This window comes from Waddlia chondrophila WSU 86-1044 (assembly GCF_000092785.1).
Classification (GTDB): Bacteria; Chlamydiota; Chlamydiia; order Chlamydiales; family Waddliaceae; genus Waddlia; species Waddlia chondrophila.
Genome location: NC_014225.1, coordinates 561942 through 586072, shown reverse-complemented (window position 1 = coordinate 586072; position 24131 = coordinate 561942). Strand labels below are relative to the sequence as shown.

General features: G+C 43.1%; 22 protein-coding genes and 1 other RNA gene. 15 read left to right on the top strand and 8 right to left on the bottom strand.

All coding sequences use genetic code 11. The features are described 5' to 3' along the window. Position 1 precedes the first annotated feature (1 nt). Together WCW_RS02545 and ileS are read right to left on the bottom strand one after the other, a co-directional pair. Complete coding sequence (locus tag WCW_RS02545; RefSeq protein WP_013181628.1) at positions 2-238, bottom strand: type II toxin-antitoxin system Phd/YefM family antitoxin; 237 nt, start codon at positions 236-238, stop codon at positions 2-4. A gap of 91 nt (positions 239-329) precedes the next feature. Beyond that, positions 330-3443 (bottom strand): isoleucine--tRNA ligase, encoded by a 3114-nt coding sequence (ileS, locus tag WCW_RS02540; RefSeq protein ID WP_013181627.1) that lies wholly within the window; start codon positions 3441-3443, stop codon positions 330-332. 130 nt (positions 3444-3573) lie between these two features. Here ileS and ssrA point away from each other — a divergent pair. The 7 genes from ssrA (at position 3574) to WCW_RS02515 (ending at position 9190) form a co-directional block, all read left to right on the top strand. Beyond that, positions 3574-4012: a transfer-messenger RNA gene (gene ssrA, locus WCW_RS09910) on the top strand. Positions 4013-4349: 337 nt separating this feature from the next. Beyond that, a complete protein-coding gene (locus WCW_RS02535) occupies positions 4350-5039 on the top strand; it encodes a hypothetical protein (RefSeq protein ID WP_013181626.1) in 690 nt (229 codons plus the stop codon). Positions 5040-5078: 39 nt separating this feature from the next. After that, entirely contained in the window at positions 5079-5498 is a 420-nt protein-coding gene (locus WCW_RS10410; protein ID WP_013181625.1) for a DUF1016 N-terminal domain-containing protein, read from the top strand. Positions 5499-5507: 9 nt separating this feature from the next. Then, positions 5508-6188 (top strand): PDDEXK nuclease domain-containing protein, encoded by a 681-nt coding sequence (locus WCW_RS10405; protein ID WP_013181624.1) that lies wholly within the window; start codon positions 5508-5510, stop codon positions 6186-6188. Between the two features lie 124 nt (positions 6189-6312). After that, a complete protein-coding gene (locus WCW_RS02525; protein ID WP_013181623.1) occupies positions 6313-7002 on the top strand; it encodes a hypothetical protein in 690 nt (229 codons plus the stop codon). A gap of 25 nt (positions 7003-7027) precedes the next feature. After that, entirely contained in the window at positions 7028-7678 is a 651-nt protein-coding gene (locus WCW_RS02520; protein WP_063124726.1) for an RsiV family protein, read from the top strand. A 279-nt stretch (positions 7679-7957) separates the two neighbouring features. Beyond that, positions 7958-9190 (top strand): IS256 family transposase, encoded by a 1233-nt coding sequence (locus WCW_RS02515; protein WP_013181621.1) that lies wholly within the window; start codon positions 7958-7960, stop codon positions 9188-9190. Between the two features lie 66 nt (positions 9191-9256). On the opposite strand, the gene WCW_RS02510 is transcribed toward WCW_RS02515, so the two are convergent. From WCW_RS02510 to WCW_RS02495, 4 genes are all read right to left on the bottom strand, one after another. Then, positions 9257-11122: a hypothetical protein gene (locus WCW_RS02510; RefSeq protein ID WP_013181620.1), complete on the bottom strand. Its 1866-nt coding sequence runs from the start codon at positions 11120-11122 to the stop codon at positions 9257-9259. A 24-nt stretch (positions 11123-11146) separates the two neighbouring features. Next, positions 11147-12187 (bottom strand): terpene synthase family protein, encoded by a 1041-nt coding sequence (locus WCW_RS02505; protein WP_013181619.1) that lies wholly within the window; start codon positions 12185-12187, stop codon positions 11147-11149. Positions 12188-12215: 28 nt separating this feature from the next. After that, positions 12216-13238, bottom strand: coding sequence for a linear amide C-N hydrolase (locus tag WCW_RS02500; protein ID WP_368664671.1), 1023 nt, complete (start codon positions 13236-13238; stop codon positions 12216-12218). A gap of 119 nt (positions 13239-13357) precedes the next feature. Next, a complete protein-coding gene (locus WCW_RS02495; protein WP_143876340.1) occupies positions 13358-13942 on the bottom strand; it encodes a hypothetical protein in 585 nt (194 codons plus the stop codon). Between WCW_RS02495 and WCW_RS10120 the strand changes: the two genes are divergently transcribed. The 5 genes from WCW_RS10120 to WCW_RS02475 all read left to right on the top strand — a co-directional run bounded on the left by WCW_RS10120 (position 13941) and on the right by WCW_RS02475 (position 19334). Beyond that, positions 13941-14267 (top strand): hypothetical protein, encoded by a 327-nt coding sequence (locus WCW_RS10120; RefSeq protein WP_227738823.1) that lies wholly within the window; start codon positions 13941-13943, stop codon positions 14265-14267. The two genes, WCW_RS02495 and WCW_RS10120, sit on opposite strands and share 2 nt — an antisense overlap. 109 nt (positions 14268-14376) lie before the next feature. Then, positions 14377-15387 (top strand): aldo/keto reductase, encoded by a 1011-nt coding sequence (locus tag WCW_RS02490; RefSeq protein WP_013181616.1) that lies wholly within the window; start codon positions 14377-14379, stop codon positions 15385-15387. Continuing rightward, positions 15374-16906, top strand: coding sequence for a helicase HerA-like domain-containing protein (locus WCW_RS02485; protein ID WP_013181615.1), 1533 nt, complete (start codon positions 15374-15376; stop codon positions 16904-16906). Before WCW_RS02490 ends, WCW_RS02485 begins: the two co-directional genes overlap by 14 nt. After that, the gene (ade, locus tag WCW_RS02480) at positions 16903-18531 is read left to right on the top strand and encodes an adenine deaminase (protein ID WP_013181614.1); all 1629 of its coding nucleotides are present in this window, start codon (positions 16903-16905) and stop codon (positions 18529-18531) included. Before WCW_RS02485 ends, ade begins: the two co-directional genes overlap by 4 nt. Next, positions 18528-19334 (top strand): sulfite exporter TauE/SafE family protein, encoded by an 807-nt coding sequence (locus WCW_RS02475; RefSeq protein WP_013181613.1) that lies wholly within the window; start codon positions 18528-18530, stop codon positions 19332-19334. Before ade ends, WCW_RS02475 begins: the two co-directional genes overlap by 4 nt. On the opposite strand, the gene WCW_RS02470 is transcribed toward WCW_RS02475, so the two are convergent. Next, a complete protein-coding gene (locus WCW_RS02470) occupies positions 19325-20140 on the bottom strand; it encodes a c-type cytochrome (protein WP_013181612.1) in 816 nt (271 codons plus the stop codon). The genes WCW_RS02475 and WCW_RS02470 overlap by 10 nt on opposite strands. Positions 20141-20245: 105 nt before the next feature. Between WCW_RS02470 and WCW_RS02465 the strand changes: the two genes are divergently transcribed. From WCW_RS02465 to WCW_RS02455, 3 genes are read left to right on the top strand one after another with little or no spacing between them, the layout of a single operon-like run. Beyond that, a complete protein-coding gene (locus WCW_RS02465; protein ID WP_013181611.1) occupies positions 20246-21328 on the top strand; it encodes an NAD(P)-dependent alcohol dehydrogenase in 1083 nt (360 codons plus the stop codon). A gap of 2 nt (positions 21329-21330) precedes the next feature. Beyond that, entirely contained in the window at positions 21331-22122 is a 792-nt protein-coding gene (locus tag WCW_RS02460) for an SDR family NAD(P)-dependent oxidoreductase (RefSeq protein WP_013181610.1), read from the top strand. A 9-nt stretch (positions 22123-22131) separates the two neighbouring features. Next, on the top strand, positions 22132-22500 hold the full coding sequence (locus WCW_RS02455) for a BON domain-containing protein (protein WP_013181609.1): 369 nt from the start codon (positions 22132-22134) through the stop codon (positions 22498-22500). Here WCW_RS02455 and WCW_RS02450 read toward each other — a convergent pair. Further along, positions 22497-24050: a GNAT family N-acetyltransferase gene (locus tag WCW_RS02450; RefSeq protein ID WP_013181608.1), complete on the bottom strand. Its 1554-nt coding sequence runs from the start codon at positions 24048-24050 to the stop codon at positions 22497-22499. The two genes, WCW_RS02455 and WCW_RS02450, sit on opposite strands and share 4 nt — an antisense overlap. Positions 24051-24131 lie beyond the last annotated feature (81 nt).

The window sequence follows — 24131 nt, the reverse complement described above, 5'->3', positions numbered from 1 at the left end:
GCTAATGATTAAATGCCTTGGAAAATTCCTCTTCCACCTCTTGCAGTTTGATTTGGTCCAAAAGACCAGGAGTCGATAGAAGCTCAAGAGTCACAAGAATGTTGTCATACGTTTCCTGCGGCAGCAATACAACAGAGCCTTCGTTTCCTATAATTTTGTATTGCTGACGATTTCTCACCGCCTCTTTGATCATTTCTTGAAGCTTATCCTTAGCTTCCGAAGCAGCTACAGTATCCATACAACCTCATACAGTCTTGTCTCGTTTAAAAAAAATATCACGTATTCTTCTCTGCAACTATAATCATTAAGATTTTTTTTACAATACCGTTTTATTTCTGCTCGACTTTTTCGATCAAGATTCTGGCGTCTTCGCCATTCAGATCCCACTGAATTCCATCACATTCCTGAAAATCAACTGAAAGAGCAAGCACTTCATTGCAGATATAATCGCCATGCACCTCAAAACAGGTACGGACTTTATCGGTCGTTTGAATTTTCACATGGATACGATCTGTAACATCAAACCCGCCATCACGACGCATCGAATTAATTTTGTTGACCACCTCTCTAGCTAATCCTTCAATCACCAGCGATTCATTGAGAGATGTATCAAGAGCAATTGTGATCTCTCCTTCATTCGCGGCAATCAACCCCTCGCGCACTTCCCTTTCGACCTCTACATCTTCCGAAGTCAACTCCATCTCTTCCCCTTCAAGGATAACGCGCAAAGCCTGTCCGCTGCGCAGCTTCTCCAACTCTGCTGAAGAAAACTTTGAGATCACCTCTTGAGCAGGTTTCATTAATTTACCCAACCGCCTTCCCAGAGTACGGAAATTCGGCTTAGCCTTTAATCGCACAAAATCTGTCTCATCGGAAGAAAAGATTACCTCTTTGACATTGAGTTCATCAGCGACAAGATGCCGCTGCTCGCACAAAAATTCCAGTACCTGTGGATTAGAGGAAGCTACATGAACCGCAGGCAACGGCTGCCGCACCTTCATTTTGTACTCTTTGCGCAAAGCATGCCCCAAGCTCACAGTTTTCTGCACAACAAACATCTCTGCTTCCAATTTTTCATCACGGCTTTCCGGATGGTATTGCGGATAATCGCATAAGTGCGCAGATTCAGGATCACCTTTGGAGCGCAAATTTCGGTAAATTGCATCGCTAATAAATGGGACAAACGGTGCTGCAATTTTGGTAAGCGCCAGCAACACCTGATAAAGCGTCTGAAACGCCTCGTCACGATCCCGAGTCGCCTCTTCCTCCCAGAAACGGCGGCGGCTGCGACGGATATACCAGTTTGTCAGCTGATCGATAAAGCCAATAAAAGGTTCGACAGCACGGCTCAAATTATACTCGTCCATGCCAGCTTCCACATCGCGATTAAGTTTGTTCACCATCGAAAGGATCCACCGATCGATCACCGCCTGCGGATGGGGATAGCTGTCTGAAGGCTTCCAATCATAGATCCGAGCATAAGTAACAAAAAAGCTGTAAGCATTCCAGAAGGGGATGAATATCTGCCTAAGGATCAATTCTACACCCTTTTCTTGGAATCTCAAATCCTCCCCTTTTACCGCCCCACTGTGCATCATGTAGAGACGAATCGCATCGGCTCCGTATTTTTTCACCACATCCATGGGATCGGGGTAATTTTTCAACCTCTTTGACATTTTGTTGCCATCTTCAGCAAGTACAATTCCATTGACGACAACATTCTTAAATGCCGGCTTATTGAATAAAGCCGTCGACAGCACAGTCAACGTGTAAAACCACCCTCGAGTTTGATCCAGTCCTTCGGCGATAAAATCCGCGGGAAAATTCGATTCAAACAGCGCCCTGTTGTTAAAAGGGTAGTGATTTTGAGCATAAGGCATCGAGCCCGATTCAAACCAACAGTCGAACACTTCAGGAATACGCTTAAAAGTTTTGCCATTTCTAATAAATGTCAGATCATCAATAAAATGCCGGTGCAGATCGGTGATCTCTGTATTGGTGGCAACTTCCAATTCATGAATGCTTCCCGCAACGTAGATTTCCCCGTCATCGGCAATCCAAAGCGGGATCGGTGTTCCCCAGTAACGGTTGCGGCTGATTGCCCAGTCGCGTGCACCTTCGAGCCATTTGCCGAAACGCCCCTCTTTTAAATGTTCAGGCATCCAGTGAATCTTGTCATTGTTGGCCAGCATGGCATCTTTGATTTTCTCAACGGAAACAAACCAAGTAGAGACCGCTTTGTAAATCAAAGGAGTATCCGAGCGCCAGCAGAACGGATAGCGGTGGCGGCAGGTACCGTGGTGCACGACCCTTCCCATCTCTTTCAGCCGTTTGATGATCTGCTTGTCAGCATCTTTAACAAACATCCCCGTGTATTCCGGAATCTCGTTGGTGTAACGCCCATTGTTGTCTACAGGGCAGACTAAGCCTATCCCCGCTCGCTCGCAAGCATAGAAATCCACTTCGCCAAAAGCCGGAGCCGAATGGACGATTCCTGTTCCTTCGCTAAGGTCGACACTTTCTTCCAATAAGACTTGAAAGGCATTTTCTTGATCTTTGAAGTAATTGAATAGCGGACAGTATTTTTTCCCAGCCAATTCGCTTCCCTTCACTGTTTGAACGATCTCGTACCCCTCATCATTTTTATAGTAGGTGCCAAGGCAGTCCTTAGCCAGGATGTAGAATTTTCCATTATCGGCATCTTTGATTTTCACGTAGTCAACATCAGGCCCAACCATAAGGGCAAGGTTAGAGATTAGAGTCCAGGGAGTCGTTGTCCAAGCGAGAAAGCAGGTATTCTCCTCCCCTTCCACATCGAAGGCGACGGTAAGAGATGGATCATCCACCTCCTTGTAGTTTTCTCCAGCTTCGAAATTGGAAAGGGGCGTGCCCAATTTGGCAGAAAACGGCATCACTTTGTGGCCTTGGTAGACCAGTCCTTTTTCGTAGAGTTGTTTGAAAACCCACCAAACCGATTCCATAAAGTTGAGATCCATGGTGCGGTAGGTGTTGCCAAAGTCAACCCAGCGTCCCATCCGTTTCACTTGATCTTTCCATTCTTCAGTGTATCGAAGAACGATGGAGCGGCAAGCTTCGTTAAATTTAGCGATGCCAAAATCTTCAATAGAACCGGATCCTGAGAGGTTATTGGCTTTTTCTACTTCGTATTCGACAGGCAGCCCATGGCAATCCCACCCGAATCTCCTGGGAGCGTAGAATCCTTTCATCGTTTTATAACGGAGGACAACATCTTTGATGGTGCCAGCAAGAAAGTGGCCGTAATGGGGAAGTCCCGTAGCGAACGGAGGTCCGTCATAAAAGGAGAACTGCGGATGGTTTTTCCGGTTTTCAACCGATTTTTCAAAAATTTGGTCTCTCTCCCAGGAATCGAGGATACGTTTTTCCCTTTCATCGAAGGATTCCTGCTGGATCTCGTCGAACATTGAACTTGCCTTTATTTTTTTTTAAATTTGAGTGGAATTATAGGCGTTCTTCTTCGTTAAAGTCCATTTCTTTTCAGAAATTCCCTTTTCATGTTATAATGAGTGCTGTATCAAAAGATTACATCGATATGGGGGTGTACTGGTTTCGACTGGGATGCGAAGTATTGATTGCATGCAGAGGATATCGGTTGGCCTCTTTAAAAAGCCGATAGAACATTAAGTGCCAAATCAAGCACAAAAGTAACTGGAAGCAAAGTTGTAGATTTCCCAGCTCAATTCGTAGCTGCTGATCTTGACCTTGCTACAGCTGCAGTTGCAGCTTAATCTTAACCGATTAAGCAGCCCGATAGCCTAAAATTGGACCGAGGGTTTTAGGGTCTATCGTTAAGTACTTGGTATGGTGCGGCGGACCGACAGTCTTTAGGTTGCCGTATCGAGATTGAATAAGGCGGGTTAATCGTATTGGAGTGCTCTGCATAGCGGTTGGCCCATTTTTCAGAGCACTAAGCATGTAGTAGTCATTATGGAGTATACTTAGGACGAGAGTTCGATTCTCTCCACCTCCAGTCAAATTTAAGGCTTCACTTTTCGAAGTGAAGCTTTTTATTTTTAGATACATGCAATACGAAATTCTTATCGAAAAATTTAGCTGCATAAAGATTAATTACGCAGTATTTACGCACTAGACTAGATGAAACCAACATAAAACCATTCCTCTTTTCCATGCTTCCTGTTACTCTCCTCTCAGTAAGAGACAGGAGCATCATCGCTCACCAATAAAATTACAAACAATTACACGTTTTTTTAATCTTCATTGGATTTGGATACGGCAAACGATGGAAAAAACAGAAGTCGCAAACAATAGCCAGGCAAGAGACTATTAAACGGTTTGTTTCCTTCGCGCATATGAACCTCCTGAACTCTTCCACATCAATTGCACAGCTTACTCAAAGAGGTTTAACTCTGAAAACGATCCAACATTTTCATCTAGGCTGGAATCCTACAACCCTTTTTCAGCCAAGAACAACTTGGGGACTATCTGAAGAGATAAAGGAAAATGGTAATCCAAGGAAGCTATGGCTTCCCAAAGGGATCGTAATTCCCTCCTTCAAGAAAACTATTCCTATGAAAATAAAAATTCGAAGAGATAACTGGACAAAACAAGACCCTCTGCCAAAGTACATAGAAGTCTCTGGAAGCAAGCCATCGCCAACCATCTATGGAGATACAACGAAGCCTATCATAATTGTCGAATCTGAGCTGGACGCCATCCTAGCCCAGCAAGAAGCCTCCCATTTAGTTTGCAGTGTAGCCCTAGGAGGTGTAAGCAAAAAGCCTGATGCCAAGCTGGACACCATACTCAGACAAGCTCCTTTGATCCTTCTGTCTTTAGACTTTGATGAAGCAGGAAAAAAGCATTGTGCGTTTTGGATGAGGCAATATTCCAATTTACGCCTTTGGCCATGTCCATTTACTAAAAGCCTTGGGGATGCTTTTCAGACGTCTCCTGCCAACTTAATCCGCAGACCTCCATTCCTGAAAAATAAAGTCTTAAACACATCCTTGACAATCCCTTTAGCAGTCTGTAGGCTATAGGCAAACTATTAACACTCAACACCCATTTTTTAATTCTCTATGCAGAAGCCCAAAAAAACTACAAAAACAGTTTCTTCTCCATCTCAAGCAAGCTATGTAAAGTTTGTCACTCACCTGAAGCTAAAAATACGCTCCGCACAATTTAAGGCAGCTCTCGCTGTTAACCGTGAACTCATTCGTTTGTATTGGGAAATTGGAAAAGAAATCTTAGATAGGCAACAGAAAGATGGGTGGGGCACAAGTGTCATCGAGCGCATTTCCAAAGATATTCAGAATGAATTTCCTGGGATAGAGGGATTTTCCAGATCTAACTTATTCAGAATGAAAACATTTTATCTGTCTTATGAAAAAGTCGCACAAGCTGTGCGACAATTAGAAGATCTCCCTGTTTTTAATATCCCTTGGGGGCAAAATATTGCCATTTTCGAAGGTGTTAAAACTCTTGAAGAACGTCTTTAGTATGCTAACATGGTCATTCAGGAGGGCTGGTCTCAAAATGCGCTACTCGACGCCATCAAAATCAAAACCTACAAACGCCATGGAAAAGCTATCACCAACTTTCATGTAAGACTTCCCGATCCACAATCACAACTTGCCCATGAAACATTAAAAGATCCTTATAATTTTGATTTTTTGGAATTGACAAGAGAGCATGTCGAAAAGGACTTGGAAGATGGCCTTATTGAACATGTCGAAAAATTCATATGTGAACTCGGTCAAGGATTCTCTTTCGTAGGAAGACAAGTGCCCCTTAAAGTGGGTAACAAGGACTTTTACATTGACCTGCTGTTCTACCACTTGAAACTACGATGTTTTGTAGTTGTCGAGCTAAAAGCAACAGATTTCAAGCCAGAATTTGCCGGCAAAATGAATTTCTATCTATCTGCCGTCGATGATCTTATGCGATACCCTGCTGACAGTCCAACAATCGGCATTCTTATTTGCAGAAGAAAAGACAATTTTATCGTTGAATATGCGCTTCGCGACATCAATAAGCCCATGGGCGTAGCAGAATACGAAACAAAAATTATCTCCTCACTGCCTAAAAAACTGAAAGGCAAACTCCCCTCCATCGATGAAATCGAGGCAGAACTTAGCTCTCTTCCTGTTGTCCAAAAGAAAAGGTCTTCGAAAAAGACACCAAAGTAAGAACTCAAGAAATAAGACCAATGACGCACCCGAGTCTGAAAAACGAAATCCATTTGATTTTTCCTTGGACATCGCTACAATAGGATGGCATTTGGCTCCTTAATAGCATAGTTAGGTGAATAAAATGGTTTTTGTGAAAGCTAAAGCAGGTCCTCCTAATATTGGAGACCCACCAAATATGTTCACGGTTCAGTATTTCGATGAACAAGGCAACATGGTTATCCGAAGCGGTGGTAAACGAACTTGGAGATGTAATAATCCAGGAGCGCTTCTTAAAAGTCGTTATAGTATGGGCAAAGATAGACGTGCTATCGGCTCAGCAGGATCTGGGGGGTATGAATATGCTGTTTATCCCGACTATGAAACAGGACATGAGGCTTTGATTGTTATGTTAAGAGGCAGCCGCTATCGAAACCTAACGTTATTAGAAGCCTCAATCAGATATGTTCAAGAGGATCCTGGTCATGGTCCAAAGATTGCAAAAATGAGCAATCTTGATCCTAATCGCAAAATCAGCTCTCTATCGGATGAGGAATTTGAAAGATACTGGAAAGCTATAGAAAAAAATGAATGCTGGGAAGTTGGCAATGAAGATTTTATTCCAAGATGGATTATTTCTGGAGTGCACAAGAAACAAGGTGTTATTACCGAATATCAGGTTTGCATCGAAGGTGGACCTGTATGGCTCCTAAAACAAGATGCTATAAAATGGGCCTTTGAAGGTAGGCTGCATGCAGTCCTTGTCCATATGAAAAATGGAAATCACTATCTACGTCCTGAGCATGGTCAGCACAGTTTCGTTGTCGTTACTTAAAAGGGTTTAATTTGTTCCTATGAAAATGTTTTGCCTTTTTTTTCTTCTTATCTGTACTGGATGCTCTACTGATAAAGAGCGAAAGAGTTTTGGCGATTTAGAGGAGATCAAAAAAGATTTCATCTCCACTATTTTAACAGAAAGTGCTTTAGAAGAAGGTCCTTTCCGCATGAATTACCATTTGAAAACTGTTTTGTTTTCAGATGATGTGGTGAGCCTGATGGGAGATTTGTTTGTGTATGCACATCTGCCCCATGGATGGATCCATTATGAAGGTAAAACCTATGTGAAAACAAATGGCTCTTTTAAAGAGATCACTTTAGAGGACTTGTTTCCTTTGGATAATCAAAAAGAGTTTTTGAGAATTTATTGCGAAAACTCTCTCAAGAATAAGATTGAGCTCTCTTATTTCCAAAGTTCAGAGCCTCTCCATGATCGATTAGATTTAGAATTTCTAAAAACTTTTGTTGTAGACCACGAATCGTTAATCCTCATTTTCCAACCCTATACAGTTGGTGGATTTGCCGACGGTCCCTTTACGATTAAAATCCCATTTTCTGAGCTTGCAGGAAAATGGCAGGCAGGAAATCCTCTTGAAAAGCTGCTACCTATCAAAAATTATCTCTCTTCCTGGAATAGCGATGATTGGATCAGTGATATCCAAGACTCGTTTTAGAGAGTTCAATTTTTGCGCAAATTTTACGCACTAGACCAGAAAAAACCAGTGTAAAATAGCACATACCAGCTCACTCAATTTTTCGTAAATCGCTTATAGTCTCAATCTTGTTTATTCTAGTTTAACCTGGTTTTAGCAATAGAATAGAGTTCGATTCTCTCCACCTCCAACAGTACTGTTTGAAGATACAAACGGCTTCTATTGCTTCAGATTTTCACGATCGCGACGAAGTCAGACCTATCGGTCTGACGAGGAGTGTATCGCTGGAAAGATGGGGTGATGGAAGCCGTTTGTGCTTTGACAAGGTGCTGTTGGAGGTGGAAACCTCCAAACCTTATTAAACATTACGAAAGCCTTGTCATTTTTGCTGTTGAAAATGAAGTCAATGAACACCTTGAATCGATGAGTAGCAGGACGAACTCCGAAGGAAGAAAACAATTTGTGCGCAACGGTTACCTGCCTGAAAGGGAAGTGCAAACAGGAATTGGGCCAATAGCTGTGAAACAACCTCGAGTACGCGATAAGAACGGCTTTACAAAGTACTCAAGCGCAATTCTTCCAAAATATTTGAGGAGAGCGCCGTCTCTAGAGGCGGTCATTCCAGCTCTTTATCTCAGAGGAATATCTACGAATAATTTCCAGGAGGCTCTTGAAGCGATAATGGGCAAGGATGCGAAAGGATTATCCGCAGCTAACATCACTCGTTTAAAACAATCTTGGGAGCAGGAATACAAAGACTGGAACAAGCGCTCTCTTCAAGGAAAGCGCTACGCTTACATCTGGGTAGATGGCATCTATTTCAATGTTCGTCTTGAAGATGACCGCATCTGTTTTCTTGTCATTCTCGGCGCTTTGCCCAATAGAAAAAAAGAGCTTATAGCGATCCACAATGGTTATAGAGAGGGCAAGATTTCCTGGACGGAGGTTTTAGAAAATTTAAAGCGGCGCGGGTTATGCACTCCACCAGAGCTTGCGATAGGAGACGGCGCGCTTGGATTTTGGTCTGCGATAGAAGAAGTATTCCCGAAGACAAAGCAGCAGCGGTGTTGGGTGCATAAGACGGCCAATGTGCTTGATAAGATGCCTAAAAGCGTGCAGGTAAATGCGAAAAAGGCCATCCATGAAATCTATATGGCTCCAACCAAAGAAGATGGATTGGCTGCATTTGAAACATTTTTAAAAACATATCGAGACAAATACCCCAAAGCCTGCGCTTGTCTTGAAAAAGATAAGGCGCAGCTGTTTAGCTTCTATAACTTCCCTGCAATCCATTGGCAGCACATCAGGACAACCAATCCAATCGAGTCCACTTTTGCAACAATTAGACATCGGACAAGACAGACCAAAGGTTGTGGTTCAGTTACTGCCACATTGACCATGGTATTCAAACTAGCGACATCGGCTGAAAAGAAATGGAGAAAGCTTAAGGGCTGTGAAATGATTGAAAAAGTGATCAAGGGAGTGATTTTTAAAGACGGAATAGAAGCTCAAGAGGCTGAAAAAATAGCATAAATAAATTTCAAATCAGGGTGCACTTAAGGATTCGAAACACAACATTTGAAAATATCTCGCAATCACCTATGATTCGTCTTCTATCTCCCTGATTTCCAGAGGAGGAAATTTTAACATTTTCAAAATAAATGCTATCCTTCCCAAGTAGCGATTCAATTCCTTCTCTTCCTCTCTTGTCAAATCCTTGCGTTTCTCACAATAAAACCTTAATTTGACCGGATCCTTGATTTCCGTCTCGTATTTCCTTGGACGCGAAACCATAATCGAAAGATCTTGCACAAGAACTCCTGCAGGATTCTCACTCGCCAATCCAATCGCTCCCCTTCTCAAAAATTGAAAATTTACAACCTCTTCATCAAAACCAATAATGATTTTTTTCGTTTCGTCATCTTTCCAATCCTTCAACTGCACAAAAATCGAAGTCTTGTAAATCTCTTTGAAAATCCTCTCATCAATCTCTTTTAAAGCCTTTACAGGTTCATTCAAGTAAGTTTGAAATGGTGCGCGGTAAAAATACAGCAAATACTTGCGAATCTCCATGCAATCCTTATTTTTCTCTCCCAATCTTTTCATACACTTTCTATTGGATCGCATAAGCTCTGCATTCATAAACGCCCGAAATTTTTTTGTAAGCCCTTGATCTTCTTCCAAAGTCATCAGAAAATTAAAAATACGCTCCTGCGCGCTTAGCGCGCTTTCATTCTCAGGCCCCGGACACTCTTGGCTTGCAAACTGCGGTAGAAGCATCGAAAAGTTGATCACAACTTGATCATCGCAAAACACCTTCTCCCCAACTAACTTTTGACATTCAACAACGTACTCTTGCACCTTCCTTTCCATAAGCTTTTCATAATCGGCATCGCCTTCTGCATCCATTGGAGGACCTTTAAAAGGAGGAAGAAGTATTTTGTCATGCTTACCCCGTTTTTCCAAGAAAGTGATGATGCCTCCGATCACTGCACGACTGGACTCAACAGCTAAAGGGCGGTTTTTCTCACTATTGAACGCTTCCAACACAGCTTTGCAAATGCTCTCATTGCAATAAGCTACCTCTCTTTGATAACTCTTTTCCAAAGCATGAAGAAACGCCTCTGCAGCCTTGTCAAAAATTTGCTGCTGAAAAGACCCTTCGAGATAAATCGAAACCTCCTCTGAAACAAGCTCCAAAAGCTTCTGAACATCCTTATTCTTTTCTAAAATTTTCTTGATTTTTCCAATCATTTGATCCACTTGATCCACATTGGCAAATTCACTTGTTTTCTTTAAAGAAGCCTGTTCATTTTTCAACCGATGACAAAAATAGCAAAGAGCTTCTTTGTATAAGACCAAGAGATGCAACTCTCTCTTTTTTTTATCGACCTCAACAGTCTGCTCTTTTTTCTCCTTAGGAAACAATTCTTGCAGCCACTTCGGATGCACAAGATCAAAACGCTGCTTTTTGTGAAAAGGTTTCGAAGGATCCAAGACAATTGTCTTATTGAGATATTCTCTCAATTTCTCATCAGTGTTTTGAAAAAAAGTTTCTCGACAAAAGAGAAAAAAAGGAAATTTCTTCCCTTGTTCCCGCTCAACGTAATCTGTTCCGATATGCAGCATGCTCATATTGTGACAATATCGACCGTAAGCCTCCTGCTGTTTCCTGATCAAAAAGCCTAATCTTTCCAATGCTTTTTGATTGACAACGCTGAGATCCTCGGGATTCAGTTTTCTCATGCTTTTCTCAATCTTCTTATTAATTTCTCTTACATCTCTATAACTTTCTTCAAGCCTTTTTCCTATACCCGGGTTAATGTAATTTGTCGGTTTCAATTTGCCTTCAGCTAAGGTAAAGGGATGCTTTTTGAAAACTGAACGAGGAGACTCGAGGCCTCCATCGACCACTATAGAAGACGATGAAGACGAGCTAACGGAAAAATCTGATAACGAATTCATGAAATTCTCCAATTTAATAAATTTTCAAACGCTCTTACTAATGACATAACGAGGCGACTCTATTGCCCAAAAATGGTGGGCCGCTACCCAATCCTGAATTCCTGTTAAATACTTCTTCACAGCTTCTGTTTCAGATCCAAAATCCGGAATTTCTTTTGCCAACTTCCGAAAACGTTCAAGATCGTCTTTTAAATCTTCGCAAACACTTTCAATAGCCTTTTCATAACCGCTGCTGGATGGACCTTGATAAACAAAAACGAGGTTATGCAAATCGCCGCTCTTAATCTCTTTAGGCGCTGAGAGAAGATCGTTTTCCCAATTCACCAAATTCGCTCCCAATCTGCAAATTTTTTTAAAATAATCGCTTTCAAAAACTGTTTGTGAAATTTGCACTTTTTCAATCATCTCAATAAAGCAAAACATGGCTTGCGTTCCACTCGTATCCAACCGTTTGCATTGATACTCTTCAAGAAGAGGTACTCTCGATTTTTCCCGATTGAACAACTCCCAAAGAGTTCCATTACAATAACGCTGCATCTCTTTAATTAACCGCTGCCTCCAAATCAGAGAGCTGCATATCTTCGTTATTCTTTCAGCAATATCAGACAACCCAAGAGTCAATGGATCGTCTTCATCGTTCACTTTTTCTCCAGAAAGGACGGCAATTGAACGCTCATGAAAACGGTTAACGGTCTCTTGATTGCTGCATTTTTCGATCATATCGTCATAGATAAATAACCATGTGGCAAAATCGACAACGATGCTTAATGTTTCCTTATCAGCTCTAGGATGCGCCCGTCCTAAAAAATCAGCAAATTTTGAAGCATTGATCTTTTCGATTTTAGCATGATCTTCAATGATCCGATATCTGTGGATCCATTGGATTGTTAATTTCTGAACTTCGTTAGAATAAGGATGACTCACAGTTTTTTTGTAAGGCAAATCCAGCTTATCCACAGCCTTTCGAACGAGACTCTCAACATGCTTAGGGTCTCGATCAGACCACACAGATTCTGATGAATCTGAAGAAGAATTTATCCCTGAGCCAGAAATTCTTAAAGTCATGACCAATACTCCTTTCAAAGATTAAGAATTAAAATGGATTCTTTTGAATTTCTTCAAATTTTTTGGAAATATCACCCGATAACGTTATGTTGTCAGGATTGACAACGAAAGCAGAAGCGTTTGAAGATAAATCAAACTTAGCGAGCTCAGCCCATACTAAGTTAGGACTTGTTGTCAGTTCAAAAAAGTAGCGTTGGTTTGTCGAATCTAAAACAGTACGATATTCTGTATCGTAAATCGTTCCTGGGTCTTTGTTGGGAGAGTTGAAAGGTACAGAAGTATTACGTGAAATCGAAAGGATTGCCGCAATTGCTTCCCTTTCGCTTTTTGGCTCCCGCTGCGTTTGCAAAAAATAGTTAGCCCGCACAAACCGCGAAACGGGATCTACATTTCCCGGCAACGGAGTTTCGCGCGTAGCATTTGAGAAGTCGTAAGTTTTCAAAATATCCAACTGCTGATCATAAGGCGGATCATTTGTCATCACTTGGTAATGCTTCCCATGGTAAATTCTTGGTTTCCCTTCAACATATTCAATCACTGCTGAGTCCCCTAGCCTGTCCTCAATAGCTAAATGTACTGAGGATTTATAGCCCGCATATCCAACCATCACAGGCTGAATTTGTTCGACCAGCTCTATTGCTTCTTCCACAGTTGAAGCATTATCGAGCAGATACTGCCCCCAAAGCATAGCCTGAACTCCCTGCTTGCTGCGATCACGCGGTCCATAATCTGTTGCAGTTAAGAAAAGCAAGTGCATTCCAAGTCCTTCTTCATTAAGTCCATCGACAGAACCTAAACCGTAAATCGTCACAACAATGCTTCCATACTTTGACGTCCACTGCAAGGGATTCTCTTCAACCACCACCTCCGGCCCTAAACGTCCACCATCTCGCTTCATCCCACGAGGCAGTACCATCAATTGTGGCTGGGTAGGCTCCGGCCAGTCCATCGACCGTCCTGTGACAACAGCTAAATGATTAGTATTCCAAAGAATGCGAGTACACATTAACGGCAATCCCCATTTATTTTTCGAAATCGAATTGATACAGATCTGAAGTAGTAAATGAATTAAGGAATTTTGACAAGAACTGAAACCCCTGATTGCGGCCTAATCCCCGGACAAACGCTGTAGATGGACGCAATCAGGGGTAAAACTGTTTATGAATTACCCTACGCGTTGGAGATCTTTCTTTTTGAGTGAAAATATTGCGAACTCAGGTATTCGATCAGCGACATTTTTTCTGAATGAGACATTCTCTTAAGATTTTTTACAGTGCCTTGATAAGAAGAAAAGCGTTTTCTTCCCGTGATTTCCTGATACTCCTTGGCAATTAATAAGGAATGTCCAGCTAATTGCTGAATTTTGTAATGGATGTCAAAGTCATGAATCACTTCCCATCCCGCAGTCGACGGAAAAATGCCAGAAGAAATCCCCTTTTCAATAATCGCAACTGTTCGAACCATATTTTCATATTCGATCCTCTCCACAGCCTCTACATAAGAATCGCAATCGATCAAACCATCAATTGCCAACTCGCATAATTCTTGATATCTAGGCTCAGCAACTGCATTCGTCAACTCAAACAATAGATGGCATAAAAGACTCCCCTGATCTTTTGAAGCTCTTTTGTCAACGACAATTCTTCTTTCATAGTTTTCCCACATTGCATTGAAAGGCATTCCTTTAGAACTCATCTCAACAGTGATCGACCCCATTCCAAGAGCTTGCCTAATCACTTCGTTTGATTCAGGCATGCGCTTTAACTGGAGAATGACGGCTCTAACATTTGGATGCCTCGCTTCAAGTGAACTTTCTATGCTATATGCTCGATGCGGGCGTGCGGCACAAAGAGTGTTAAGATTAAAGATAAATAATACAATTAAAATTTTTGATAATAAAATAAATTTATTGATTTTCATAAAATATCCATGGATTAAATTAACTAAAAACAACAATGATAATAACATTACTTTTATTAGCAAAGAAAATTTATCAAAAACCTTCATTGAATTCGTTCCGGAGGCAGTCGATGCGTCAAGCAGTTCAACTCGAATGAGTTGGATGATGCAAGCGGGCTAAAATTCAGCGACTAGCCGACGGTGCAAGAAATTTAATTTTGAAACATGATCGGTATAATTGACATTTTCCACCATATCTTCCAATGTGAGGGAAAGATCGAAGGATTGTCATGAAAAAACGCACCCTCGGAAAAAGTGGTTTAGAGGTCTCAGCTCTGGGACTTGGATGCATGGGAATGAGCTTCGGCTATGGCCCCCCTAAAGATAAAAAGGAGATGAGCGACCTTCTAAAAAAAGCCGTCGAGCACGGAATCACCTTTTTCGACACTGCAGAAGTCTACGGCCCTTACGCCAATGAAGAACTTGTAGGAGAAGCTCTGAAGCCAATCAGAAATCAAGTGACCATCGCAACCAAATTCGGATTTAAGCTTAAATTCGGAAAAGATCCTGGTTATGATGGGCTGGACAGCCGTTCCGAACATATCCGAGAAGTTGTCGACGGATCTCTTAAGCGGCTCAAAGTCGAATCCATCGATCTCCTCTATCAACATCGTGTCGATCCAAACGTCCCTATTGAAGATGTTGCGGGAACTGTAAAAAATCTGATTCAAGAAGGAAAAGTCAAACACTTTGGCTTATCTGAAGCTGGAGAAGAAACGCTGAGGCGGGCACACGCTGTGCTGCCAGTAACCGCTCTTCAAAGCGAATACTCTTTGTGGTGGAGACAGCCTGAAAAAGAACTATTCCCTGTTTTGGAAGAGCTTGGCATCGGATTTGTTCCCTACAGTCCCCTGGGAAGAGGCTTTCTGACTGGAAAAATTGATGAAACCGCAGACTTTGATCTGTCCGACTTTCGCAAGAAACTGCCTCGCTTTGCTCATGAAGCACGGCAAGAGAACCTCGCCCTAGTGAAGTCTCTTCAGAAAATTGCTGAAAGAAAGGCATGTACACCGGCTCAAATCTCTCTTGCTTGGATACTTGCGCAAAAACCTTGGATCGTCCCCATCCCGGGAACAACTAAGCTCCACCGCCTGGAAGAAAACATTGCAGCAGTTAACATCGAACTAACAGAAGAAGACTTGCATGAAATTGATCGAACGGCAGAAAGCATAACGATTCAAGGCTCCCGATATCCAGAGGAATTAGAACGCATGGTCGACCATCAACATGGAACAAACTGAACAATTCATTAAAGAAATGGAAGCCGCCTATCTCCCAAAAGGAGAGTCAATCACCCTTGGAGCCGGCTTATTGGACAACAAGTGCCTAAAGAAGGCAAGGGTCAACATCCCTTTGAAAACTCTCAACCGACATGGGCTGATCAGCGGCGCAACGGGAACTGGAAAAACAAAAACACTCCAACTTCTCGCCGGCGCTCTCTCTTCCAAAGGAGTTCCCACCTTGTTGATGGATATCAAGGGAGACTTGAGCGGCATTGCAAAGGCTGGCGAATCCACTCCCCGAATTGAAGAGCGGCAGAAAACACTAGGCATTGATTTTAAGCCAGAACAGTATCCTGTCGAATTTCTCAGCCTTTCAGAAGAAAAAGGAGTGAAGGTAAGGGCGACCGTTTCAGAATTCGGCCCGATCCTTCTCTCAAAAATTCTTGAACTGAACGATACCCAAGCAAGCCTTGTCTCAATCATCTTCAGCTACTGCGACAATCACCATCTTCCCCTTCTCGATCTGAAAGATCTAAAAAAAGTGATTCAGTACATGACCAATGAAGGAAAAGAGGAGATCGAATCTCAATATGGCGCAATCTCCAACAGATCAATGGGAATTATTCTTAGAAAAATCATCGAATTGGAACAGCAGGGAGCAACCCGCTTTTTCGGCGAACGCTCGTTTGAGGTCAAGGATTTGGCCAGAATCGATGAAGAGGGAAAAGGCTGCATTTCCATCCTTAGACTCACTGATATCCAGGACAAACCAAACCTCTTCTCAACATTTATGCTCAGCTTGTTAGCGGAAATCTATGGAAGCTTTCCCGAAGAAGGAGATTTGGAAAAACCTAAACTTGTGATTTTCATCGATGAAGCGCATTTGGTCTTCGAAGAAGCTTCAAAAGCGCTTTTAGATCAACTTGATTCCATCGTAAAATTGATCCGCTCCAAAGGAGTCGGCATGATTTTTTGCACGCAGCTGCCGACAGATATCCCAAGTAATATCCTCAGCCAATTGGGGCTTAAAATACAGCACGCTCTACGCGCCTTCACAGCTAAAGACAGAAAAGCAATCAAATTGACAGCGGAAAATTATCCAACCTCTCATTACTATAACACAACAGAACTGCTGACCAGCCTCGGAATCGGAGAAGCGCTTATTACTGCCCTGAGTGAAAAAGGCGTTCCAACCCCTCTCATTGCGACTCTACTGTCTGCTCCAAGATCTCGAATGGGAGTGCTGACCTTAGATGAGATCGATGAGATTGTCAGCAAATCTCATCTTGTGCAAAAATACAATGCAGAAATTGACTCGGAAAGCGCCTATGAGATCCTAAATGCGAAGATCAAGGCGTTCAACAAAAAAGAGAAACAAGACGAAATTCAACAAGATTTTAAAAAAGCAAAAAAAGAAAAATCGATGCTGGAAAAGATCGTAGACAGCTCTGCCGCCCGGCAAATAGGCCGAACTATCGCTAGGGAAATTTCCAGAGGCTTGCTAGGCGTCTTTGGACTTGGCGGCCGCAGGCGATGACTAACCTCTCCATTTCAGGCCAGATCGTCGATCTCTTTGCAAAACGGATCTTTCCAGGAGAAATCACACTCGCTGATGGCAGGATCGCGTCAATTTCTGAAAAAGAAAAAGCGCCCGATCAATATATCCTTCCCGGCTTCATCGATGCACATATCCACATTGAAAGCTCGATGCTCATCCCTTCGGAGTTTGCTCGCATAGCGGTTCTTCACGGGACAGTCGGGACGATCTCCGATCCTCACGAAATCGCCAATGTGGCAGGCATGGAAGGGATCCGCTTCATGCTCGAAAATGGCAGCAAAGTGCCCTTCCACTTCCATTTCGGAGCTCCCTCTTGCGTTCCTGCAACCTCCTTCGAAACTGCCGGCGCCTCAATCACAGCAGATGACATCCATACGCTGTTTGAAAAAGACAGACTAAAATACTTAAGCGAAATGATGAACTTCCCCGGTGTACTGCACCAGGACCCTGAGGTCATGCAAAAAATCGCAGTCGCGCAATCATTTGGATTTCCCATCGACGGCCACTCGCCCGGGTTGAAGAAAGATCAGGCAAAAGCCTATATCAATGCCGGAATCAGCACAGATCACGAATGTTTCACTCTAGAAGAGGCGTTAGGCAAAATCCTCTATGGAATGAAAATCCTGATACGCGAAGGATCTGCTGCAAAAAATTTTCAAGCCTTGCATCCTCTTATCAAATCGCATCCCGATCGAATAATGTTCTGCTCCGATGATAAACACCCCGATGAGTTGATTGAAGGGCATATCAACCTGATCGTGAAGCGATCCATAGAATTAGGTTACGATTTAATGGACGTTCTGCGTGCTGCCTGCATCCATCCTGTGGAACATTATCGCATGAATGTTGGCCTTCTTCGCCTAAACGATTCAGCCGACTTTATCGTCTTGGAAGATTTAGAAACTTTCAACGTTAAATCCACCTTTATTCAAGGGATTCAAGTAGCTTCCGAAGGAAAAAGCCTGATCGATTCCGTTGCTGTTTCTCCGATCAACCGATTTGCCTGCTCCTTAAAAAAGGAGAATGCTTTTAAAATCGCTGCCAAAGGAGAAAACATTCACGTCATCCAGGCAGTCCAAGGAGAGCTTGTGACTGGAAAATTGATCCTTCCTGCATGCATCGAAAAAGGGGAATACATTTCAGATGTGGACAAGGACGTGCTCAAGCTCGTTGTCGTCAATAGATATCAAGACGCCCCGCCAGCAATTGCTTTTGTTCAGGGACTTGGCTTAAAATCAGGCGCTCTGGCGTCTTCCATCGCTCACGACTCTCACAACATCGTTGCCGTAGGCGTCGACGACCAATCGCTGTGCCGCGCAATCAATGCTGTGATTGAATCCAAAGGCGGCGTTGCGGCAGCAAACGATCAAATAGAATGTGTTCCTCTCCCCGTCGCAGGGTTGATGAGCGATAAAGACGGATGGCAAGTTGCCGCCGACTACGCAAGGATCAAAAAGCTCTCACATAGCCTTGGATCCAAGCTGCACGACCCTTTAATGACCTTGTCATTTCTGGCTCTTCTAGTGATCCCTTCGCTTAAATTAAGCGATTTGGGTCTGTTTGATGCGGAAACTTTTCAATTCATTCCTTTAGAAGCGTCATGATCATTGAATATCTTGCCTTATCCTTGATTGGAATCATTGCAGGACTCTTAGGAGGGCTTCTGGGCATTGGGGGAGGCATTTTTACCGTCCCCGCTTTCCTTTTCTTTTTCCACGTTTTTGAATTCCCCGCTACCTACACGATTCATGTTGCCATCGGCACTTCACTTGGAGTCATGATATTCACTGCAATTTCTTCAAGCGGAGCACATTTTCTAAAGAAGGGAATCCAGTGGGACTATTTGCGCTACTATGCACCGGGTATCATTTGTGGAACGGTCTTTGGAGCCTTGATCGCACACACTCTCCCTAATAGAAAACTCGTCACCCTCTTCAGTACCTACATTTTCTGCTTCGGCATCTATTTTATTTACACAGCTTTTAAAAAGGAAAACCCTTATCAATTCAAGGATCATAAAAAACCTCCACGTGCAATAACAACAGGAGGAGTTGGTTTAATCGGGGGAACTATCTGCTCAATCTTGGGCGTAGGCGGCGCTCCAATCACCATTCCTTTTCTTACTTCGCATCACGTCCAATTAAAGCATGCAATTTCTACATCAGCCTTTGTGAGCTTGCTGGTTGGTACCGTTGGAACTCTTTCTTATCTATATTTTGGGCTGGGCAGCCAAGTCTCCAATGGAAGTTTGGGGTATCTATATCTTCCCGGAATGCTCATCGCCGGCCTCTCATCTGTTCTCAGCGCTCCTTTTGGAGCAAACCTCGCCTACATGCTCCCCACCCGGATCCTGCGGGCTATCTTCGGCATTTTTCTAGTGATTGTGTCTTTTGTACTTTACTCATGATTCTCGAGCTTGGGACGGGGCTGCTTAGTGACATAAGAAGCTATATCGAGCGCCTCCTCAACAGAAAGTCTCGGATCATTGTAGGGCATGTTCTTATAGATAAAATAAGCGAACATATCAAGTTTGCTCATACCGGCTCCGTCGTTGAATGCCCCATTACCCCAAAGAGGTGGATAGTCCAATTGATAAGGACGTTTCTGCCCTTCTCCATTTTCTCCATGACAAGGGGCGCACTTCATCGCGAACAGCTTTTCTCCTCTCTTTGGATCGGGTACATGGGAGCTTGTCAATTTCTTTGCACCTAACCAAGGGTAGCTTTCAAGCTTTGGAATACCGTTTGAAATCCACTCCATATACGTAACTAATGCCCGCATTTCTTTGCTGTCTACCGGCAAAGGCTTGCCATTCATACTTCTCATAAAACAGGAGTTCACTCGCTCTTCCAACGTATACTCTTTTCCTGAGGGAAGCTTTCGAGGATATTTATGCACAACACCTACCAAGGAAAATCCGCAGCTTCTTCCCCCCATGGAATTTCCCCCGTTAAAATGGCAGTTTCGGCAGTTCATATCATTACCAACATATTGAGGAAGCTGATTTTTGGTTTCGATCATCATTTGGAAGCCGCTTACCACCTGATCACGGATTTCCTCCGGAGCCATTTCCGGATCATATAGGTCATATTTATCGGGAACATTATACGAATGCACCCTTGCAATATCATCTACAGGATGCCTTAGAAAATAAAAGTAAATTCCCCCCAGGAGAATAAAAAAAATGCCGCCTGACAAATAACTTAACTTCATCTAAATCAACACCTGATTCTAAATTTTGAATTCATTTCAGTATATCCCTCTTATAAAAAAGTTAATCTCTTTTTGGAAATAAAATTTCACGTTTTTCTTGCCTCTATGTTAAAAGATAAGAAAAAGGAGGCTCCCGTGTCTAAAACTGTCAAAGCCTACGCGGCTCCAACTGCTGAAAAACCGCTTTCTCAAACCACAATTAACAGACGCTCTCCTACGTCTAAGGATGTCGTGATCGATATCCATTACTGCGGGGTGTGCCACAGCGATCTCCATACAGCACGCAATGAATGGCAAAACACAACCTACCCTTGCGTACCAGGACATGAGATCGTTGGAATTGTTGTCGAAACGGGATCCGGTGCAACAAAATATCAAAAAGGCGACAAAGTTGCTGTCGGCTGTCTTGTCGATTCCTGTCGAACATGCAGCAGCTGCAAAGAAAATCTGGAACAGCACTGTGAAAACGGCGCAACGATGACCTACAACAGCCCAGACAAGCACCTAAAAGACACAACCTACGGCGGCTACTCGGAAATGATCGTTGTTGACGAAGACTTTGTCTTAAAAATGCCAGACAACCTTGATTTCGCCGCTGCCGCCCCTCTGCTCTGCGCCGGAATCACCACGTATTCACCCCTTAGGCAATACAATGTCGGTCCCGGCCAAAAAGTCGGCGTTGTCGGCTTGGGAGGATTGGGACATATGGGTGTGAAACTTGCTGCAGCAATGGGTGCTGAGGTAACGGTGCTTACCCATTCTGATAATAAGAGAGAGGACGCACTGAAACTTGGCGCTAAAGACGTCATCTACACAAAAGATCAAAACCAATTGGAAAAAGCTGTCAATCGCTTTGATTTTATCTTGGATACCGTCTCTGCAGAGCACGACCTAAACCTCTATCTCAACTTACTCAAATGCTCAGGAGCAATGGTCTTGGTCGGCGCTCCTCCGGAACCTGTCCCTGTTGCCGCTTTCAGCCTGATCTTTCAAAGGCGCAAACTGGCAGGCTCACTAATCGGAGGGCTGAAGGAAACGCAAGAGATGCTAGATTTTTGCGGCAAACACAACATTGTCTGCGATGTGGAAATGATCCATATCGATCAGATCAATGAAGCTTATGAAAGGATGTTGAAAAGTGATGTAAAATACCGCTTCGTTATCGATATGAAATCTTTAAAAGGTTAAACATGGACCTGCAATTAGAAGGGAAAACAGCTCTTGTTACGGCATCGACGGGAGGAATCGGCAAGGCAATTGCTGAAGAACTGCTGAAAGAAGGCGCAAGCGTCATCATCCATGGCAGCCGAGACGCTTCCGCAGAAAAAGCCGTTAATGAATTTCAGTCAAAATACCCAAAAGTTGCCGGAATAGGAGCAGACTTAAACAAGCCTGATGGATGCGCAAAGCTAATTGATGCAATCAAAGAACCCATTGATCTTTTAATCAACAATTTCGGCATTTATGAGGTCGTCGACTTTTTTGACACAACCGACGGCCTTTGGAGACATTACTTTGAAAGCAATGTACTTACAGGAGTCGCCCTTTCAAGACATTTTCTTAAACCCATGCTTAAGCGCAATTGGGGAAGAGTCATTTTTGTTTCCAGCGAAAGCGGCCTCAATATCCCTGAAGAGATGATCCATTACGGTTTCACTAAAGCAGCTCAACTGTCCATCATGCGCGGTTTAGCCAAGTTAACCAAAGGAACCCAAGTGACAGTCAATGCTCTCCTTCCCGGACCAACTCTTACAGAAGGAGTCGATCAGTTTTTAACAAAGATCGCAGAGGACAAAGGGATCGATAAGCAGGAGCTGATTGACGATTTTGTCAAAAAAAACCGGCCAGACTCTTTAATTCGACGATTTGCACGAGTAGAAGAGGTCGCGCATATGGCAGCCTTCCTCTGCAGTCCGCTAGCTGCTTTGACAAACGGCTCGTCAGTGAAAGTTGAAGGCGGGATAGTGAATCAAATCAATTAGGAAAATCAAATGTTAAAGAAGCTGGCCTTAATTTTATCAGTTCTAACAGTAACAACGACCACATTATCGGCAGACTGCAAAACATGCGGGTCAAATTTGAAATTCAGCGCAGAGGACGAAGAAATTTTTTATGCCATTCATAGAAGATTGCAGTCCCACGGGTACGATTATCATCAAAACCATGTGCATGTTTCAGTTAATCATGGGAAAGTGTTGTTTAAAGGAAGAGTGGATTCCAAGAGAGAACAAGAGTTGTTGAGAGATATCGCACTTGATATTCCTGGCGTCGACCATGTAATCGTTAACGTCTATGTTCACGACATCGATCCTATGAAGAACAAACGGATCTCAAACAGGCCAACCGGTCCAAGGCATTAATGTTTCTTATGCCAAACAACGCTAAACAAATCGTGGCGGCGATCGCGCAGATTGATCACACTTCCGGAAGAACGGGATTCGAAGAGATCGTTCAGGTGTAGGTCAGCAAAAATGATCGTCTCCACATTCGGCTCGCATTCAGCGGCAATTCCATCGCGCGAAAAAACAAAGTCGCAAGGAGTTAGGATACAACTCTGCCCATAGTTAATATCCATATTCTCCACTTTGGGCAAGTTTCCCACATTTCCCGACATCACCACATAACACTGATTCTCCACAGCTCTTGCTTGAGAACAATAACGTACGCGCAAATATCCCTGCCTCTGATCTGTGCAAAATGGAACAAATAAGATATTTGCCCCCTGATCGACTAGATACCGGGCCAGTTCGGGAAACTCTGAATCATAACAGATTAGAACGCCGATCGCTCCGCAATCAGTTTCAATCGGCTCTAACTTGTCGCCGCCAGTGATGTTCCACCAATACTTCTCATCGGGAGTCGGATGAATTTTCGGCTGCTCATGGACAGAACCGTCTCGAAGAAAAATAAAACAAATATTTTGCACCTCAGTATCGCTGACTCTGACCGGATGCGAACCTGCAATGATATTCGTATTGTATTTGATCGCTAAATCTTTAAAAAATTCCTTCAAATCTTCCGTGTACTCCGCCAGGCGCAAAATCGCCTTTTCCGGAGATAATTTTTCCGATTCTATCGAAAGCAGCTGAAGCGTAAAAAATTCAGGAAAAAGAACAAAATCGCAGCGATAATCATGCACGACATCAATATAATAGGTGATTATTTTTTTAAATTCATCAAAGGAGCCGATCTCTCTTTGCATGTACTGAACAGAAGCGACGCGAAGTGCATCGCTGCCGCTTCTGTTACCCGATTCTGTGGCATCCTGGGAAGACATTTCGGGATTGTACCAGATCATATGCGCTGCATACCCCATCGATTCAGTATCTTTGGGGTCGTATTTCTCAAGAATTCCTAAGATCTCAAACCCTTGCCTCAATTGAAAGTTGATCACAGGATCTCGAATTTTCTTATCCAAAACAGCTTGCAAATATCCCTCTGCAGACCCCACCTGTTTAAATTTTTTCTTCAATAAAGGCAAGCGGCCAGCAAAAATAATCCCCTTTAACCTTAGAAACTTACACAAACTGATTCGCTCTCTATAAAATCTTTCCCCTATCCGCATGCGGCGGTAGGCGGGATCGACGAAAATATCAACTCCATAGAGAAAATCGCCATTGCGCGTGTGGGTCGAACAATAACCGTTCCCTGTAATTTCCCTCCAGGAATGGCTCCTCATTGCTTTTTGCCGATGCACGATGAGCGAAGCGCAATATCCAATCACTTTGCCATTGTATTCTGCAACAAACTGCCCTTCAGGAAAATGACGTATCTGCCCTCGAAGCTCAGCCTGGCTATATTGGTAGTGCTCTTTATAAACCTTGACCGAAAGCTTCTGAATTGCAGGCACATCGCGCACAGCAGCATTTCTAATGACCAACTTAGGCTTTTCTTCATTCGATTTTACCATGCTTAAAGAGATAGCAAATTTTCTTGAAAAGGCAAACTTTTTTTCTTTAAAAACTGATTGTTAAAACGTATAACAGCAAAT

Bases quoted from the DNA above. Each gene is read 5' to 3' on its own strand.
- ileS (WP_013181627.1), bottom strand. From the start codon at position 3,443: ATGTTCGACGAGATCCAGCAGGAATCCTTCGATGAAAGGGAAAAACGT.
- WCW_RS02465 (WP_013181611.1), top strand. From the start codon at position 20,246: ATGTTAAAAGATAAGAAAAAGGAGGCTCCCGTGTCTAAAACTGTCAAA.
- WCW_RS02485 (WP_013181615.1), top strand. From the start codon at position 15,374: ATGGAACAAACTGAACAATTCATTAAAGAAATGGAAGCCGCCTATCTC.
- WCW_RS02505 (WP_013181619.1), bottom strand. From the start codon at position 12,187: ATGACTTTAAGAATTTCTGGCTCAGGGATAAATTCTTCTTCAGATTCA.
- WCW_RS02490 (WP_013181616.1), top strand. From the start codon at position 14,377: ATGAAAAAACGCACCCTCGGAAAAAGTGGTTTAGAGGTCTCAGCTCTG.
- WCW_RS02460 (WP_013181610.1), top strand. From the start codon at position 21,331: ATGGACCTGCAATTAGAAGGGAAAACAGCTCTTGTTACGGCATCGACG.
- WCW_RS02515 (WP_013181621.1), top strand. From the start codon at position 7,958: ATGGAAGCCGTTTGTGCTTTGACAAGGTGCTGTTGGAGGTGGAAACCT.
- WCW_RS02495 (WP_143876340.1), bottom strand. From the start codon at position 13,942: ATGCCTGAATCAAACGAAGTGATTAGGCAAGCTCTTGGAATGGGGTCG.
- WCW_RS02525 (WP_013181623.1), top strand. From the start codon at position 6,313: ATGGTTTTTGTGAAAGCTAAAGCAGGTCCTCCTAATATTGGAGACCCA.
- WCW_RS10405 (WP_013181624.1), top strand. From the start codon at position 5,508: ATGGTCATTCAGGAGGGCTGGTCTCAAAATGCGCTACTCGACGCCATC.
- WCW_RS02545 (WP_013181628.1), bottom strand. From the start codon at position 238: ATGGATACTGTAGCTGCTTCGGAAGCTAAGGATAAGCTTCAAGAAATG.
- WCW_RS10410 (WP_013181625.1), top strand. From the start codon at position 5,079: ATGCAGAAGCCCAAAAAAACTACAAAAACAGTTTCTTCTCCATCTCAA.
- WCW_RS02470 (WP_013181612.1), bottom strand. From the start codon at position 20,140: ATGAAGTTAAGTTATTTGTCAGGCGGCATTTTTTTTATTCTCCTGGGG.
- WCW_RS02475 (WP_013181613.1), top strand. From the start codon at position 18,528: ATGATCATTGAATATCTTGCCTTATCCTTGATTGGAATCATTGCAGGA.
- ade (WP_013181614.1), top strand. From the start codon at position 16,903: ATGACTAACCTCTCCATTTCAGGCCAGATCGTCGATCTCTTTGCAAAA.
- WCW_RS02455 (WP_013181609.1), top strand. From the start codon at position 22,132: ATGTTAAAGAAGCTGGCCTTAATTTTATCAGTTCTAACAGTAACAACG.
- WCW_RS02510 (WP_013181620.1), bottom strand. From the start codon at position 11,122: ATGAATTCGTTATCAGATTTTTCCGTTAGCTCGTCTTCATCGTCTTCT.
- WCW_RS02520 (WP_063124726.1), top strand. From the start codon at position 7,028: ATGTTTTGCCTTTTTTTTCTTCTTATCTGTACTGGATGCTCTACTGAT.
- WCW_RS02535 (WP_013181626.1), top strand. From the start codon at position 4,350: ATGAACCTCCTGAACTCTTCCACATCAATTGCACAGCTTACTCAAAGA.
- WCW_RS10120 (WP_227738823.1), top strand. From the start codon at position 13,941: ATGCGCTTTAACTGGAGAATGACGGCTCTAACATTTGGATGCCTCGCT.
- WCW_RS02450 (WP_013181608.1), bottom strand. From the start codon at position 24,050: ATGGTAAAATCGAATGAAGAAAAGCCTAAGTTGGTCATTAGAAATGCT.